This window comes from Agrococcus baldri, from assembly GCA_900114805.1.
Classification (GTDB): Bacteria; Actinomycetota; Actinomycetes; order Actinomycetales; family Microbacteriaceae; genus Agrococcus; species Agrococcus baldri.
The window spans coordinates 295,617-309,812 of sequence record FOZN01000003.1 but is presented as its reverse complement, the minus strand read 5'-3'; the positions used below and the strand labels follow the sequence as shown (position 1 = coordinate 309,812).

15 protein-coding genes are annotated in these 14,196 nt (G+C 72.2%); 5 read left to right on the top strand and 10 right to left on the bottom strand.

All coding sequences use genetic code 11. The annotated features are described in order from the left end of the window. The first annotated feature begins 90 nt into the window (after positions 1 to 90). Both BM288_RS09800 and BM288_RS14665 read left to right on the top strand, forming a co-directional pair. Positions 91 to 513: an Hsp20/alpha crystallin family protein gene (locus BM288_RS09800; RefSeq protein ID WP_092918375.1), complete on the top strand. Its 423-nt coding sequence runs from the start codon at positions 91 to 93 to the stop codon at positions 511 to 513. Between the two features lie 170 nt (positions 514 to 683). After that, positions 684 to 845, top strand: coding sequence for a hypothetical protein (locus BM288_RS14665; RefSeq protein ID WP_318255468.1), 162 nt, complete (start codon positions 684 to 686; stop codon positions 843 to 845). 74 nt (positions 846 to 919) lie between these two features. On the opposite strand, the gene BM288_RS09790 is transcribed toward BM288_RS14665, so the two are convergent. From BM288_RS09790 to BM288_RS09780, 3 genes are all read right to left on the bottom strand, one after another. Then, positions 920 to 1,279, bottom strand: a complete 360-nt coding sequence (locus tag BM288_RS09790) for a DUF488 domain-containing protein (RefSeq protein WP_318255467.1) — start codon at positions 1,277 to 1,279, stop codon at positions 920 to 922. Further along, positions 1,276 to 1,731 (bottom strand): YdeI/OmpD-associated family protein, encoded by a 456-nt coding sequence (locus BM288_RS09785; RefSeq protein ID WP_092918373.1) that lies wholly within the window; start codon positions 1,729 to 1,731, stop codon positions 1,276 to 1,278. The genes BM288_RS09790 and BM288_RS09785 overlap by 4 nt, the downstream gene beginning before the upstream one ends. A 63-nt stretch (positions 1,732 to 1,794) precedes the next feature. Continuing rightward, entirely contained in the window at positions 1,795 to 2,172 is a 378-nt protein-coding gene (locus tag BM288_RS09780; RefSeq protein WP_092918372.1) for a PH domain-containing protein, read from the bottom strand. Positions 2,173 to 2,275: 103 nt separating this feature from the next. Here BM288_RS09780 and thpR point away from each other — a divergent pair, with 103 nt between their 5' ends. Beyond that, positions 2,276 to 2,827, top strand: coding sequence for an RNA 2',3'-cyclic phosphodiesterase (gene thpR, locus BM288_RS09775; RefSeq protein WP_092918371.1), 552 nt, complete (start codon positions 2,276 to 2,278; stop codon positions 2,825 to 2,827). A 49-nt stretch (positions 2,828 to 2,876) separates the two neighbouring features. After that, positions 2,877 to 3,659, top strand: a complete 783-nt coding sequence (locus tag BM288_RS09770; RefSeq protein ID WP_318255466.1) for a YwaF family protein — start codon at positions 2,877 to 2,879, stop codon at positions 3,657 to 3,659. A 16-nt stretch (positions 3,660 to 3,675) separates the two neighbouring features. On the opposite strand, the gene BM288_RS09765 is transcribed toward BM288_RS09770, so the two are convergent. From BM288_RS09765 to BM288_RS09745, 5 genes are all read right to left on the bottom strand, one after another. Continuing rightward, the gene (locus BM288_RS09765; RefSeq protein WP_177220339.1) at positions 3,676 to 5,604 is read right to left on the bottom strand and encodes a heavy metal translocating P-type ATPase; all 1,929 of its coding nucleotides are present in this window, start codon (positions 5,602 to 5,604) and stop codon (positions 3,676 to 3,678) included. 83 nt (positions 5,605 to 5,687) lie between these two features. Beyond that, a complete protein-coding gene (locus BM288_RS09760) occupies positions 5,688 to 5,924 on the bottom strand; it encodes a heavy-metal-associated domain-containing protein (RefSeq protein WP_092918370.1) in 237 nt (78 codons plus the stop codon). Positions 5,925 to 6,059: 135 nt separating this feature from the next. Further along, a complete protein-coding gene (locus tag BM288_RS09755; RefSeq protein WP_318255465.1) occupies positions 6,060 to 6,839 on the bottom strand; it encodes a Crp/Fnr family transcriptional regulator in 780 nt (259 codons plus the stop codon). A 35-nt stretch (positions 6,840 to 6,874) separates the two neighbouring features. Further along, positions 6,875 to 7,582: a ZIP family metal transporter gene (locus tag BM288_RS09750; RefSeq protein WP_092918369.1), complete on the bottom strand. Its 708-nt coding sequence runs from the start codon at positions 7,580 to 7,582 to the stop codon at positions 6,875 to 6,877. 65 nt (positions 7,583 to 7,647) lie between these two features. After that, positions 7,648 to 9,297 carry an ABC-F family ATP-binding cassette domain-containing protein gene (locus BM288_RS09745; RefSeq protein WP_092918368.1) on the bottom strand — a complete coding sequence of 550 codons (1,650 nt, stop codon included), beginning with the start codon at positions 9,295 to 9,297 and terminating at the stop codon, positions 7,648 to 7,650. 95 nt (positions 9,298 to 9,392) lie between these two features. Here BM288_RS09745 and BM288_RS09740 point away from each other — a divergent pair, with 95 nt between their 5' ends. Further along, positions 9,393 to 9,989 carry a hypothetical protein gene (locus BM288_RS09740; protein WP_092918367.1) on the top strand — a complete coding sequence of 199 codons (597 nt, stop codon included), beginning with the start codon at positions 9,393 to 9,395 and terminating at the stop codon, positions 9,987 to 9,989. Positions 9,990 to 10,243: 254 nt separating this feature from the next. Here BM288_RS09740 and BM288_RS09730 read toward each other — a convergent pair whose 3' ends face one another. Continuing rightward, positions 10,244 to 11,503: an NAD(P)/FAD-dependent oxidoreductase gene (locus tag BM288_RS09730; RefSeq protein WP_092918366.1), complete on the bottom strand. Its 1,260-nt coding sequence runs from the start codon at positions 11,501 to 11,503 to the stop codon at positions 10,244 to 10,246. 38 nt (positions 11,504 to 11,541) lie between these two features. After that, positions 11,542 to 14,136: an excinuclease ABC subunit UvrA gene (locus BM288_RS09725; RefSeq protein WP_318255464.1), complete on the bottom strand. Its 2,595-nt coding sequence runs from the start codon at positions 14,134 to 14,136 to the stop codon at positions 11,542 to 11,544. Between the last annotated feature and the right edge of the window lie 60 nt (positions 14,137 to 14,196).

The following is a 14,196-nucleotide window of genomic DNA, read 5'->3' as shown; positions in this document are numbered from 1 at the left end:
GCGCAGCGCATCCGCCCGAGGGCCATTGAGGCGCTGCCGGAAGCGGAGTAGACATGGGGCAGGCACCGAGGCCGAGGAGGGGAGTTCACCATGACTGCGGAGACTTCGCGAAAGTACCCGATCTTCCCGCCCTTCACGGAGTGGGTCGACGCGTTCGCGCTCATGGGCGGCTGGGACGGCAAGAGCCCGCTGCCGGGCATCCGCGTCGAGGAGGTCATGGACGACGAGGCCTTCACGGTGCATGCCGAGCTGCCCGGGCTCGAGCCCGAGCGCGACATCGACGTGACGGTCGAGCACGGGGTGCTGCGCATCCACGCCGAGCGGCATCCCGACAAGCGCGAGCCGCAGCGCACCGAGTTCCGCTACGGCGCGCTCGCCCGCGACATCCGCCTGCCGCAGGGCGCCGACGACGACGACATCACCGCCTTCTACGAGGACGGCGTGCTGACCGTGCGCGTCGGCCTGGGCCCGGTGACAGCCAAGCTGCGCCACGTACCGATCGAGCGCCGCTGAACGGCGACGCGGCGGGCGCGCCCCACACGGCCGACGGGCACTGGATCGTCGTCGACGGGCGCCGCTGGCGAGCCGAGGATCCGGCGCTGGACGCCGACGTCGCGGCGCGCCTGCGCTCGCACCTCGGGCGTGCTCGCTCGGCCGTCCGCACCGCTGCCGACGAGCGGGCCGTGCGCGCTGCGCGCGACCGGGTGCAGCTCGCGAAGGAGGGGCTCGGCGAGCGAGGCACCGCCTGGTGGGAGCTGCCGCAGGCGGAGCGGCGGGCGCGCGCCCTCGACCGGCTCGCTCGGCTCGACGCGGCAGCGCCATCGGCCGCGCAGGACGGCGGCTGAGCGCTCGGGATCAGCGCTCGGTCAGCCGGCAGTGTCGGCCCGATGGGTCGGCGCTGAGGGGTCAGCCTTTGGCGTCAGCGCCGCGCCGAGAGCCAGTCGCGGAGCACGGATGCGTTGCTGCGCTCGGGATCGGTCGCCGCGGTCACGAAGGTGATGCGGTCGTGCCCCTCCAGCTCGGCCGAGAGGTCGGCGCCGCCCTCCCCCGCGTCGAGCTCGTCGCGGTAGCGGACGGCGAACTGCTCGAAGCTGACGCCGCCGCCGTGGAACCACTGCCGCAGCTCGGCCGTCGGCGCCGCGTCCTTCGGCCACGCCGCGATCGCCGCGCGCTCGTTGCTGACGCCCCTCGGCCACAGCCGATCGACGAGCACGCGCAGTCCGTCATCGCCCGCGGGCTCGTCGTAGACGCGCTTGATCGTGATCACGAATCCCGTCACCCCGCGGTGATCGCGCGCAGCTGCTCGAGCGCCTTCTCCAGCCGGCGCTGCTTGGTCTCCGCCGCCTTGGCATCGGCGATGCCGCGTGCCATCTCCTTGCGCTTCGAGGGCGCGAGCGAGTCGAACGCCGCTCGCGCGGCCGGATCCTCGGCGAGCGCCGCCTCCAGCTCCGGCGGCAGCTCGACCGGGCGATCAGCGGTGTCGAGCGCGATGATCGCCTCCACCTCGTCGCCGTATTCGACGCCCAGCTCGGCCCGCGAGGCCTTGCTGAGCCCCACCATGCTCTCGCCGCCCATCTGCCCGATGCGCAGCCGCGCGGTGCGGTCGCCGATGGTGACCGTGACGGGAGCATTGCGCGCCCCTCCGAGCGCGCTCACCTGCTGGTCCGTCAGTCGGATCGAGGCAGCGGGCCCCTCCTGCAGAATCGTGGTGCGGATGCGCAGCTCGTCCATGTGGCCGAGCCTACGGCGGTCGGCGCTCGACGTCGACGGCTCCAATCCGGCCGTTCGCGTGACTCAGTGCCCGCCCAGCACCACGTGGGCGATCAGATGATCGAGCCGACGGACGTCGACGCCCTTGCCGACCTTGATCTTGATGTGACCGGCCCTGGTCCACAGCTCGAGCTCTGAGTTGAAGTCGAGTGTGCCGGCGTTCTCGGAGGACCACATGTTCACGGTCGAGTACGGCAGCGAGTACATCTCGACCTTCTTCCCGGTCATCCCCTGCGCATCCCGAACGATCAGCCGCTTGTTCGTGAACACCGCCGAGTCGCGGAACGTCTTGTACGCGGCGATCGGCTGCTCGCCCTCCACGAGCATCGGCCGGACGTCCTCCGGAATGGGGCATTCTGCGACGAATGTCCAAGCTGTGATGGCTGCGGTCTCGAGCGACATGGATGCTCCTTGCTGGGGTGTGGAGACGGACGTGGTCAGGCTATGTCCGACCGCCGACACGGCTCACACGGCACCCGGCGCCGGCACCCTCTACCGTTGGCGCATGGGACGGCGGATGTTCGTGGCGGCCGTGCCGCCCGAGGATGTGCGAGAGGACCTCGCCGAGTTCCTCGACGTGCGCGAAGGGCTGCACTGGACGTCCGCGGACCGCATGCACCTGACGCTCGCCTTCCTGCCAGACGTGCCCGAGAGCATCCTCGAACCGCTCGAGGAGCGGCTGCGCATCGCGGTCGCCGACCTGGTGCCGTTCGGGTGCCGGCTGGGCGGGGCGGGCGCGTTCCCGCATCCCGACCGCCCAGTGGTGCTGTGGCTGGGCGTCGAGCGCGGCCGTGCCGAGCTCGACGGCATTGCGCGTCGCGTGCGCGGTGCCGCGAACGACGCGGGCGCGGTGCCCGAGGGCCGGCGCTTCGTGCCGCACCTGACGCTCGCCCGTCCCCCGCGCGGGCGCAGCGCGCTGCGGTGGGTGCGCGTGCTCGACACCTATCGCTCGCGCGAGTGGCAGGTGGAGGAGGTCGAGCTAATCGACTCCCAGCTGCTCGGTCGGGGCCGACGCCCGTTGCACGAGGTGGTGGCCACGCTGCCGCTCGGCGGCTGACCGTGCAGCGCTGCACCGCGCGGCCCAACCTTTTGCCTAGACTGCAAGAATGATCCTCCGCGTCGTGCCGATCGACCGCATGCAGCCATATGGCGTGGAGCACCTGCTCGTGCTCGCGGTGACCGTCGCGCTGATCGTCGCGCTCCCCCTCGCGATCCGCAGGGCGAAAGACGTCCGGCGCGCGGAGAGGTGGATCACGCGCTCCGGCTGGATCCTGCTCGTGCTGACGCTGCTGTGGATGGCGTGGGGCATACTGCCAGCGAACTGGGACATCAACGAGTCGCTCCCGTTCCACTTCTCGGACGCCCTGCGGCTGGTCACGGCCATCGCGCTCATCACCCGATCGGGCTGGGCGATCGCGGTGTCGTACTTCTGGGGCCTGACGCTGAACCTGCAGTCGTTCGTCACCCCCGACCTCAACTACTTCCAGGTGCCGGCGCTGGAGTTCGCGATGTACTGGCTGCTGCACATCGCCGCCCTGCTCGCCCCCGTGGTGCTGGTCTGGGGGCTCGGCTTCCAGCCCACCTGGTTCGGCTACGGCACCGCCTTCGTGCTGACCGTTGGCTGGGCTGCCGTCGCCCTGGTGGCCAACTCGGTGACGGGCGCGAACTACGGCTACCTCAGCCGCGCGCCCGAGGGTCCATCGATCCTGGACGCGCTCGGGCCGTGGCCGATCTACATCGGCTGGGAGGCGCTGATGGTTGCCGTCGTGTGGGCGATCATGACCGCACCATGGACGACTCGCAGGCTCACCGCCCGCGCCCGCATCGACGACCGGCTCGGGCTCGTGCGCCGACGCACGACGCGTGCCAAGCTGGCGCTGCACGGCTGATACGCGGGCGCACCCGTCAGCTCGTCCTTGCGGGCAGCCGGTCGCGCTCGGCCGCTCGCGCCACCCGGCGAGCGGAGGCAGCCGCCGTCCGCCGGCGCAGCAGCCGCATCGCGTTGGCGATCACCACGAGCACGGATCCTTCGTGCACGAGCATGCCGATGGCCATCGTCACGCCGCCCAGGAAGACGCCTGCGAGCAGCGCCACCACCGTGATGAGCGCGATCGCGATGTTCTGCCGCATGACCGACACGGTGCGCTTCGCGAGCGAGATCGCCTCGGGCAGCTTCAGCAGGTTGTCGCCCATGAGTGCGATGTCGGCGGTCTCGACCGCCACGGCGGAGCCTGCCGCACCCATCGCGACGCCGATGTCGGCGATCGCGAGCGCCGGGGCGTCGTTGACGCCGTCGCCCACCATCGCGACCGTGTGGCCGGCCCGCTGCAGCTCGCGGACGGCATCGAGCTTGTCCTCCGGCAGCAGTCCCGCGCGCACGTCGTCGATGCCGGTGGCGTCGGCGATCGCGTCGGCGACGGGCTGCACGTCGCCGGTGAGCATGATGACGCGCCGCACGCCCGCCTCGTGCAGGCTCGCCACCATCGCTGCGGCGTCGGCGCGCAGCGTGTCTGCGACCGCCACGACACCGATGGCGGCGTCGTCGACCGCGATGATCATCGGCGTCCGCCCGCGGCGCGCGAGCGCTTCGGCAGCACGCGCGGCGCTGCCGTCGTCGACGATGCCGAACTGCTCGAGCAGCGCGGCGTTGCCGATGAGCACGCGACGGCCCCCGGACGTGACCGCGATCCCCTTGCCGACGATCGGTTCGATGCGTTCCGGCAGGGCGTAGCGGAGCCCTTCGGCGTCTGCGGCGTCGAGGATCGGCTTGGCGAGCGGGTGCTCGGAGCCGGCCTCGGCGCGCGCCGCCCACTGCAGCACGTCGGAGCGCTCGAGCGTCGGGTCGAGCACGACGACATCCGTCAGCTCCGGGCGCCCCTCGGTGATGGTGCCGGTCTTGTCGACCGCGACCACGTCGATCCTCGCGGAGGTCTCGAGGAACTCGCCGCCCTTGATGAGGATGCCGTCCTTGGCGGCGCGGCCGATGCCCGCCACGATGGCGACCGGGATCGAGATCACGAGCGCGCCCGGGCAGCCGATGACCAGCAGCGTGAGCGCCAGCACGACGTCGCCGCTGACGAGGCCGGCGGCGAGCGCCAGCACCATCACGCCGGGCGTGTACCAGCGCGAGAAGCGGTCGATGAACGACTGCGTCTTCGCCTTCGCGTCCTGCGCCTCCTCCACGCGGTGGATGATGCGCGCGAGCGTGGTGTCGGCGCCGATGCCGGTCGCGCGCACCTGCAGGAAGCCGCTGCGCGAGACGGTGCCGGCGAACACCCGGTCGCCGGCCGACTTCTCGACCGGAATCGACTCACCCGTGATGGAGGCTTCGTCGATGCCTGCGGAGCCGTCGATCACGATGCCATCGACAGGCACCTTCGCACCGTTCTTCACCAGCACCGTCTCGTCGGGCACTACCGCGCCGGCCTGCACCTCGACCTGTCGGCCGTCGCGAAGCACGACGGCGACGTCGGGGGCGACCGCGACGAGCGCGGCGAGGGCAGCGCGCGTGCGGTTCAGTGTCGCGGCCTCGAGCGCGTGCCCGACCGCGAACAGGAACGTGACGGCGGCCGCCTCCCAGTAGTTGGCGATGATGATCGCGCCGATCGCGGCGACCGACACCAGCAGGTCGATGCCGATGTGCTTCGCGAGCAGCGATCGCACCGCGCCGACGGCGATGCGCCTGCCTGCGACGAGGGCCGCCGCGACCATCAGGAGGTCGCCCGCGAGGGTCATCCCCAGCGCGCGATCGGCGACGAACGACAGCACGATCAGCGTGCCCGACACTGCGGGGACGAACCATCGCCCTGCCGCGACCTTCCGCAACCTGTTCACGGTCCTGCTCTTCTCTGCTCAGCTCTGCTCGTACGCTGCGACGGATGGGCCGCCGCAGAGACGCTGCTCTGCGGCGGCGGGGCTCAGAAGGCCGAGGGCTTCGAGACGTAGCCGGCCTTGGCGACCGCGTCGACGATCTCGTCGACGCTCACCTTGGCGGCGTCATGCTCGACCTCGATGCGCGAGGACGCGAAGTGCACCTGCACGGCCTCGACGCCATCCAGCCGCCCGACCTGCTTCTCGATCTTCGTCACGCACGAGGGGCAGGAGAAGCCTTCCGCGCGGAGCTTCGTGTGCGTGGGTGTCGTCGTGGTGGTCATGACCATCCTCCTCCTGGATCGGCCTCCGGCTGGAGGCTCGATCTCAATCTAGGAAGCGGGCAGCGAACCGACCATGACGCCCGTCATGCTGCTGCAGATCCGTCGTCGTGGCATTCGTCGAGCGGATGCGGTGGTTCAGTCTGCGAGGCGCTGGAGCCCAGCGACGTCGACGATCCGCGTCCAGCGTCGACCCGACTCGACCAGGCCGGCCGAGCGCATCCGGCTCATCGCCCGGGAGACCGACTCTGCCGTCGAGCCGGTCATGCCGGCGAGGTCTGCACGGGTCAGCGGCAGCTGGATGAGGATGCCGGCGCGGTCATCGTCGCGCTCGCCGAACTTGGCCGCCAGTCGCAGCAGCGTGGCCGCGACACGCTGCGTGACGGTGGTCGAGCGCTGCGTGACGGCCTCGCGGGACTCCAGCAGCTGATCGGCCAGGTCATCGATCAGGCGCAGCGCCACCGGCGGGAACTCGCGCAGGATGCGGTGGAAGCCGTCGGCGTCGATGCGCAGCACGCACGCGGTCGTGAGCGCCTCGACCGTCTCCGCGTGCTCGGCGCGACCGAAGGAGTCGACGCCGCCGAAGGCATCCCCGGAGCCGAGCAGGTCCACGACCGCCTGCTGTCCCTCTGAGCTGGTGCGGTAGGCCTTCATGCGCCCGGCGGCGAGCACGTAGAAGTGCTGCGCGCGATCACCCTGCCGGTGGATGATGTCGTTCGGATCCGCGTGGAAGTTCGTCATCCGCGCGTCGATCGAGCGCAGCTCGTCGTCGGAGAGCTCGGCGAACAGCGGCGTCTGCCGGAGCACGCGCATGCGCAGCGCCGGCGAGCACGTGTGCGAGGGCGCGTAGCTGGTCCGGACGGGGATCACCCGGCGTCCGCCCGGCGGCTCGAACGCCGGGTTCGTCTGCGTGCTCACACGGCTCACTCTGGCACGCGCCGGCGCGGCATGCCTCAGACGAGCAGCGACAGCGCCGCGGCGACGGCGAAGCCGACCACGGTCGCGAGGCCGGCGAGGTCCCGCGCCTTCTGCCTCGCCTCCGGGATCATCGCGTCCACGAGCATCACCAGCAGCGCACCCGCCGCGAAGCCGTCGACGACACCCGCGAGCGCCGGCGAGGCGATGTCCGCGACCAGCGCGCCCGCCACCGCCGCCAGCACGCTCACGGCTGCGACCCCGACCCAGAGCAGCAGCACGAAGCGGCGCGAGCGCCCCACGGCGAGCATGTCGGCGGATGCGCCGATCGATTCGGGCAGGTTCGAGACGAACACCGACACCAGCAGCGCGATGCTGACCGCGCCGCCACCGGCCAGACCGATCCCCAGCACCGCCTGCTCGGGGATGCCGTCCAGCAGCGCGCCGATCGCAAGCGGCGCTCCTGCGGCACTCGCGCCCTTGCGACCCGACCACCGCTCGACACCGCGATCGGCGAAGAAGTAGGCGAGGGCGCCGGCGGCCAGGCCCGCCCCGACGGCGAGCGGGCCGCCGTCACGCAGCCCGCCCTCGGCGAGCTCGAAGGCGACGCTCGCCATCAGTGCACCGGCACCGAAGGCGAGGACGACGCCGATCGCGACCTCAGACCATTGCCGCACGACGGCGAGCGCCGCGCCGATCAGCAGCGACGAGGCGGCGATCCCGCCCCAGAGCAGCGCGTAGAGCATCGTGCCTCCCGGGCACAGGCTAACCCCGACGGGGCCGCCGCCCGCGCATCCGGCCGGCGAGCAGATCAGAGCTCGGTGACCCGGCCTCCATCGACGTGCCAATGCCGATCCGTCCGCACCGTGGCGAGCATCCGCCGGTCGTGGGTCACCAGCAGGAGCGTGCCGTCGTAGCTCTCGAGCGCCTGCTCGAGCTGCTCGATCGCCACCAGGTCGAGGTGGTTCGTCGGCTCGTCGAGCACCAGCACGTTCACGCCGCGGGCCTGCAGCAGCGCCATCGCCGCCCGCGTGCGCTCGCCGGGCGAGAGCTCGTCCACCGGCCGGCCGACGTGATCGGCGCGCAGCCCGAACTTCGCCAGCAGCGTGCGCACCTCGCCAGATGCCATCTCCGGCACGAGCGACTCGAAGGCCGTCGCGAGCGGCCGCGTGCCCGCCAGCAGCGAGCGCGCCTGGTCGATCTCGCCGATCTGCACGCTCGCGCCCAGGCTCGCCGACCCCTCATCGGGCGCCTGCGTGCCCAGCAGCGCGCGCAGCAGCGTCGACTTGCCCGCCCCGTTCGGGCCGGTGATGCCGATGCGCTCCCCCGCGTTCACCTGCAGCGACACCGGCCCGAGCGTGAAATCGCCCTGCCGCAGCACGGCGCCGCTGAGCGTCGAGACGACGGAGCTCGACCGCGGTGCCGCGCCGATCGTGAACTCGAGCTGCCATTCCTTGCGCGGCTCCTCGACCTCGTCGAGCCGCGCGATGCGGCTCTCCATCTGCCGCACCTTCTGCGCCTGCTTCTCGCTCGACTCCGTCATCGCCCGGCGGCGGTTCTTGTCGTTGTCGGGCGCCTTCTTCATGGCGTTGCGCACGCCCTGGCTCGACCACTCTCGCTGCGTGCGGGCGCGCGCGACGAGATCCGCCTTCTTCTCGGCGAACTCGTCGTACTGCTCGCGCGCGTGCCGGCGCACCGTCGCCCGCTCCTCCAGATAGGAGTCGTAGCCGCCGCCGTAGATGCGGTTCGACGACTGCGCCAGGTCGAGCTCGAGCACGCGCGTCACGCAGCGCGCGAGGAACTCGCGGTCGTGGCTGACCAGCACGACGCCGCCGCGCAGACCCTGCACGAAGGCCTCGAGCCGTTCGAGCCCGTCGAGGTCGAGGTCATTGGTGGGCTCGTCGAGCAGCACGATGTCGAAACGGCTCAGCAGCAGCGCGGCGAGCCCGACGCGCGCCGCCTGCCCGCCCGAGAGCGAGGTCATCATGGCCCCGCCGTCCACCTCGAGCCCGAGCTCGGCCAGCACGATCGGCAGCCGCTCGTCGAGGTCGGCAGCACCGCTGGCGAGCCATCGGTCGAGAGCGGATGCGTAGACGTCGGCCGGGTCCGCACCGCTCGCGGGTGCCGGGTCGGCCAGCGCCGCTGCGGCGACATCCATCTCCCTGGTCGCCCGCGCGGTGCCCGTGCGGCGACCGATGTACTCGACGACGCTCTCGCCGGGCACGCGCTCGTGCTCCTGCGGGAGGAAGCCGACGAAGGCGTCGGCCGGCGCGAGCGAGACGCTGCCGGCCTGCGGCTCGTCGATGCCTGCGAGGATGCGCAGCAGCGTCGACTTGCCCGCGCCGTTCACCCCGACCACGCCGACGACGTCGCCGGGCGCGACGGTGAGGTCGAGCGAGTCGAAGAGGGTGCGGTGGCCGTGGCCGCCGGCGAGCGACTGGGCGACGAGCGTTGCGGTCATCCGGCCATCCTCTCAGCGCAGCCGCCGACCGACGTTCTCCACACCTGCTCGCTGCCCTCACGCGCCGCGCCCGCCATCGCGTGCACAGTGCGCTCATGGATGAACCCACTTCCGACGATGACCAGCTCTTGGCTGAGTTCCGCAACACGCCCACCCCGCGGAGCGGACAACCGTGGGCGGAGGAGGACTTCGCCGCCATCATGCAGGCCTGCCGATCCGGGGCGACCATCGAGCAGATCGCGCGGCGGATCGGGCGCACACCGACGAGCCTGCCGATGCAGATCCGCCGCATGCTGCCGCTCGAGGAGCGCCAGCTGACCGCCGAGCTCGCCCTGCCCCGCCTGCGACAGCTCGACGAGCACGGCGACTACGACTGGCTCGCCGCGATGGCGCAGCGCGAGCAGACGGCCTGGGAGCGCAGCCAGGAGACGCGGGCCGAGCAGCGCTCCCGCGGCATCGAAGCGCTGTCCGACGAGCACGTGCTCGCGATCGCGCTCGTATGCGTCACCAGCACGGTCGAGCTGCCGGTCGACCTCCGGCGCGAGCTCGCCTGCGCGCTCGCGCAGCGCGGGATCGAGGACCAGCTGGCATCTCTCGCGGCCGACGCAGCCAGCGATGCCGTCGCCCAGCTCAGCACGGCCCGCTCCCGCGACTTCGACTGGGTCCCAGACGGCTGGGCGGCGGCGCGATAGCGGATGACACTTCCGCCGCTGCGCTCCGCACGTCTGACCGTCACGACGATCAAGACGGTCGCACCTCGCGCCGCACGGCGGCCGACCCGGCCCACGAAGGGGTCGCAGCGTCGGCGGCTCGAGGCCAAGAGCAAGCGCTCCGAGACGAAGCGCAGCCGGAGGCCGCCGACCTCGGAGTGAGCTGCGTGCGCGTGCGGGCCGTGCGTGCGCCTGCGGGCCCTCGGCCGCGCGAGCGCGGCGGGCGACGGACTCCGCTACGCGAGGCCGAGCCGGGCGGCGACCGCGCGGCTCGCGTGCACACCCGCGGCCAGCGCGCCCTGGATCGATGCGGTCTCGCGATGGTCGCCCGTGACGAGCACGCGCTCCCCCGTCCACACCGGTCCGCGGGCGATCGGTCCGGGTGGCTGCGCCGGCAGCGTGTGCGTCACGACGTGGTGCGTGAGCACCTCCCACCGTGTCGTCGAGGTGCCGTAGAGCCGGGCGAGGTCACGGCGAACCGCCTGCTCGTCGGCTCGACCGTCGGGCTCCCCGAGCAGCGTCGTCGCCTGCACGAGATGCTCGCCCGGCGGTGCGTACGACGGCGCGACGCGGGAGATGACCGCCGTGTTCCAGATCGGGCCTGCCGGGCCGCCGCCCGGCCGCGACGCATCGAGCAGCAGGAAGGGCCCGGTGCGCGGCTGCCCGGTGGCACGGAACCACCAGGTCGTGAGGCCGTGCGTCGCAGGCGCGGGCAGCGATGCGAGCTCGGCGACGTGCTGCGGACCGACCGCGATGACCGCTGCCCGTGCCCGCAGCGAACCAGCGTCGGTCGCGACTTCGACGCCACTCGACACCTCGCGCACCTCGCGCGCGGCGGTTCTCAGCCGTACCGCGGTGTGCAGCCCCGCGGCGAGCTGCTCGGGCAGCGCCTGCATCCCGCGCGACGGCAGACCCGGCGCGCCGAGCGCGAACGAGCGCAGCAGCAGCCGCACGTAGTTGGCGGATGCGTCGCCGCCGCTGTCGGCGAGCACGCCGGCCAGGAAGGGGTCGAGGACGTCGCGCCGCAGCCGCCCGGTGAGCCCTGCCGCGTCGAGGGAGGCGCGGAGCGTCTCGTCGGTCGCGGCGCGCGTCGCCGTCTGCGGCCGCAGGAGCGTCGGCCCGAGCCAGCGCGCGAGCGCCGCCACATCGCGCAGCGGCACGTGCCGGCTCGCGAGGGTGCGGAGCGCGTGCTGCGGATGGCGCAGCGGATGCGCGAGCGTGGTCGCGCTCCGGCCATCGCGCACGATCGCACCGACGCCGAACCGCTGCAGCTCGAGCGCCGGCACGTCGATCCACCGGTCGACCGCCGGATAGGCGGGGTTGAGCACCTGGAAGCCGCGATCGCATCGGAAGCCGTCGACGACGTCGGTGCGCACCCGGCCGCCCACCGCATCCGACCCCTCGAGCACCAGCGCGTCGAACCCCTGATCCTGCAGGCGGCGGGCGCTCTGCAGTCCCGCCAGCCCCGCGCCGACGACGATCACATCGGCATCCATGCGAGTCCTCCTTCCGCGTGCAGGTCAGTGTGCCGTGCTCAACCGCGCGTGGGCGGGGACAGCTGCTGCAGCGCCGCCGCGAGGTACGGGGCGGTCCGGCCGGAATCGCTCGCCGCGACCTGCTCCGGCGTGCCCTCGGCGACGATCCGGCCGCCGGCGTGCCCGGCGCCCGGCCCCAGGTCGACGACCCAGTCGGCCTCCGCGACGATCCGCATGTCGTGCTCGACCATGATGACCGTGCTGCCGCCGTCGACGAGGTGGTGCAGGTGGGCGACGAGCCGGTCGGCGTCTGCCGCGTGCAGACCGGATGTCGGCTCGTCGAGGAGGTACAGGGTGTCGCCGCGCTGTCCGCGCTGCAGCTCCGAGGCGAGCTTCACGCGCTGCGCCTCCCCGCCGGAGAGCTCGGTCGCGGGCTGGCCCAGAGCCACGTAGCCGAGCCCCACATCCAGCAGCGCGTCGAGGTGCCGATTGACCTCGCCGTCGTCGGTGAACGACGCCCGCGCTTCGCTCACGCTCATCGCCAGCACGTCGGCAACGGTGCGGCCGTCGAGCTCGATCTCGAGCGTCTCCGGGTTGTAGCGACTGCCTCCGCAGGTGGCGCAGGGAGCGTGCACCGTCGGGAGGAAGAGGAGCTCCACGGCCATCGTGCCCTCGCCCTTGCAGGTCGGGCAGCGGCCCGCGGGCAGGTTGAAGGAGAACCGGCTCGCGCTGTACCGACGACGACGTGCCTCGGGCGTCGCTGCGAACAGCGCTCGCACGCGGTCGAACAGGCCCGTGTAGGTGGCGACGTTCGATCGCGATGTGCGGCCGATCGGCGCCTGGCTCACCTGCACGATGCGACGCAGCCGCTCGCGCGGGCCGCGCGCCCGGCCGCTCGTGGTGGCCTCGCCAGCCTGCGACAGCGGATCCTCGTCGTCAGCCGGCTCATCCGCACCGGACGCGTGCTCGTCGAGCTCGCTGGCAAGGCTAGTCCGCAGCAGATCGGGCAGCGCCTGCACGACCAGCGATGACTTGCCCGATCCGGAGACGCCCGTGACGGCCGTGAGCGCGCCGAGCGGGAAGGCGACCGTGACCTCGCGCACGTTGTGCCGGCTGACGCCGGACAGCTCGAGGCGCTCGTCGCCGCTGCGGCGAGTGCGCGCGGCGCGCTGGCTGTCCGGCTCGGGGAAGAGGTAGTCGCGGGTGACGGAGCCGCTCGCATCCCGCAGCCCGTCGAGCGCTCCGGAGTAGACGACCGTCCCGCCTTCGGCGCCCGCACCGGGCCCGATGTCGACGATCCAGTCGGCCTTGCGGATGACGTCGAGCGAGTGCTCGACGAAGTAGACGGTGTTGCCGGTGTCCCGCAGCGTCGCGAGGATCCGCAGCAGCGACTCGGTGTCAGCGGGGTGCAGACCCGCCGAGGGCTCGTCGAGCACGAAGACGACACCGAACAGCTGCGAGAGCACCTGCGTCGCCAGGCGCATGCGCTGCAGCTCGCCCGACGAGAGCGACGAGGTGGTGCGATCGAGGGAGAGCGAGCCGAGCCCGAGCTCGACGATCGGCGACAGGCGAGAGAGCAGGTCGGAGACGAGCCGCTGCGCGGCCAGCAGCTGCTCGGGTGCGATCCTGTCGCGCCCGGTGGCGCCGGGGTCGGCTCGAGGCGTCCAGTCAGGTTCCAGCACGGCGCGCAGCAGGTCGGCGAGGTCGTCGAGCGGCATCGCGGCGACCTCGGTGATGTCGAAGCCCTCGAAGGTGACCGCCAGCGCTTCCGGCTTCAAGCGCCTGCCCCCGCAGGTGGGGCACCGGACGCTGACCATGAAGGATGCCGCCCGCTCACGCATCCGGGCGCTCTTCGAGTTGGCGAAGGTGTTGAGCACGAAGCTGCGCACACCCTGGAAGGTGCTCATGTAGCTCGGCTCGACGCCGGCAGCGACGGCCTTCCGCACCTCCGCGGGCCCCCGATCGGTGAACACCGGCACCTGCGGCGACTCCTCGGTGAACAGTGCCCAGTCGCGCTGCTCCCGAGGCAGGTCGCGCCACGGGACGTCGACGTCGTAGCCGAGCGAGATGAGGCTGTCGCGCAGCTGCTTGCCATGCCATGCCGTGGGCCACGCAGCCAGCGCGCCCTCGCGGATCGTGAGCGAGTCGTCCGGCACCATGAGTGCCTCCGGCACGTCATGCACCTGCCCGAGCCCGTGGCAGGTCGGGCAGGCGCCCTGCACGGTGTTCATCGAGAAGTCCTCTGCCAGCAGCATCGGCGCACCCGGCGGGTAGGTGCCGACGCGGGAGTAGAGCATGCGGAGGACGTTGGCGATGGTGGTGGCGCTGCCGACCGTCGATCGAGCAGAGCCGCCCGAGCGCTGCTGCGGCAGCGCGACCGCCGGCGGCAATCCCTCGATCGCGTCGACGTCGGGTGCGCCGACCTGGCTGATCAGCCGACGGGCGTAGGGCGCGACCGACTCGAAGTAGCGGCGCTGCGACTCGGCGTAGATGGTGCCGAAGGCGAGCGAGCTCTTGCCGGAGCCGGAGATGCCGGTGAAGGCGACGAGCGCGTCGCGCGGGATGTCGAGGTCGACGCTCTTGAGGTTGTGCTCGCGGGCGCCGCGGACGCGCACGCGCTCGGTGTCCAGCGTCGGGTTTCCTGGTGCATTCACGTGCGCCAGTCTTCCGCGTAGTCGCTGTGACCCAGCCGGAGGTGCCAGGCGCGAGCCCCA

Coding starts and splice junctions, on each gene's coding strand:
- BM288_RS09800 (WP_092918375.1), top strand. CDS start 91: ATGACTGCGGAGACTTCGCGAAAGTACCCGATCTTCCCGCCCTTCACG.
- BM288_RS09785 (WP_092918373.1), bottom strand. CDS start 1,731: ATGGACGAGCTGCGCATCCGCACCACGATTCTGCAGGAGGGGCCCGCT.
- BM288_RS09780 (WP_092918372.1), bottom strand. CDS start 2,172: ATGTCGCTCGAGACCGCAGCCATCACAGCTTGGACATTCGTCGCAGAA.
- thpR (WP_092918371.1), top strand. CDS start 2,276: ATGGGACGGCGGATGTTCGTGGCGGCCGTGCCGCCCGAGGATGTGCGA.
- BM288_RS09770 (WP_318255466.1), top strand. CDS start 2,877: ATGATCCTCCGCGTCGTGCCGATCGACCGCATGCAGCCATATGGCGTG.
- BM288_RS09760 (WP_092918370.1), bottom strand. CDS start 5,924: ATGACCACCACGACGACACCCACGCACACGAAGCTCCGCGCGGAAGGC.
- BM288_RS09750 (WP_092918369.1), bottom strand. CDS start 7,582: ATGCTCTACGCGCTGCTCTGGGGCGGGATCGCCGCCTCGTCGCTGCTG.
- BM288_RS09745 (WP_092918368.1), bottom strand. CDS start 9,297: ATGACCGCAACGCTCGTCGCCCAGTCGCTCGCCGGCGGCCACGGCCAC.
- BM288_RS09740 (WP_092918367.1), top strand. CDS start 9,393: ATGGATGAACCCACTTCCGACGATGACCAGCTCTTGGCTGAGTTCCGC.
- BM288_RS09730 (WP_092918366.1), bottom strand. CDS start 11,503: ATGGATGCCGATGTGATCGTCGTCGGCGCGGGGCTGGCGGGACTGCAG.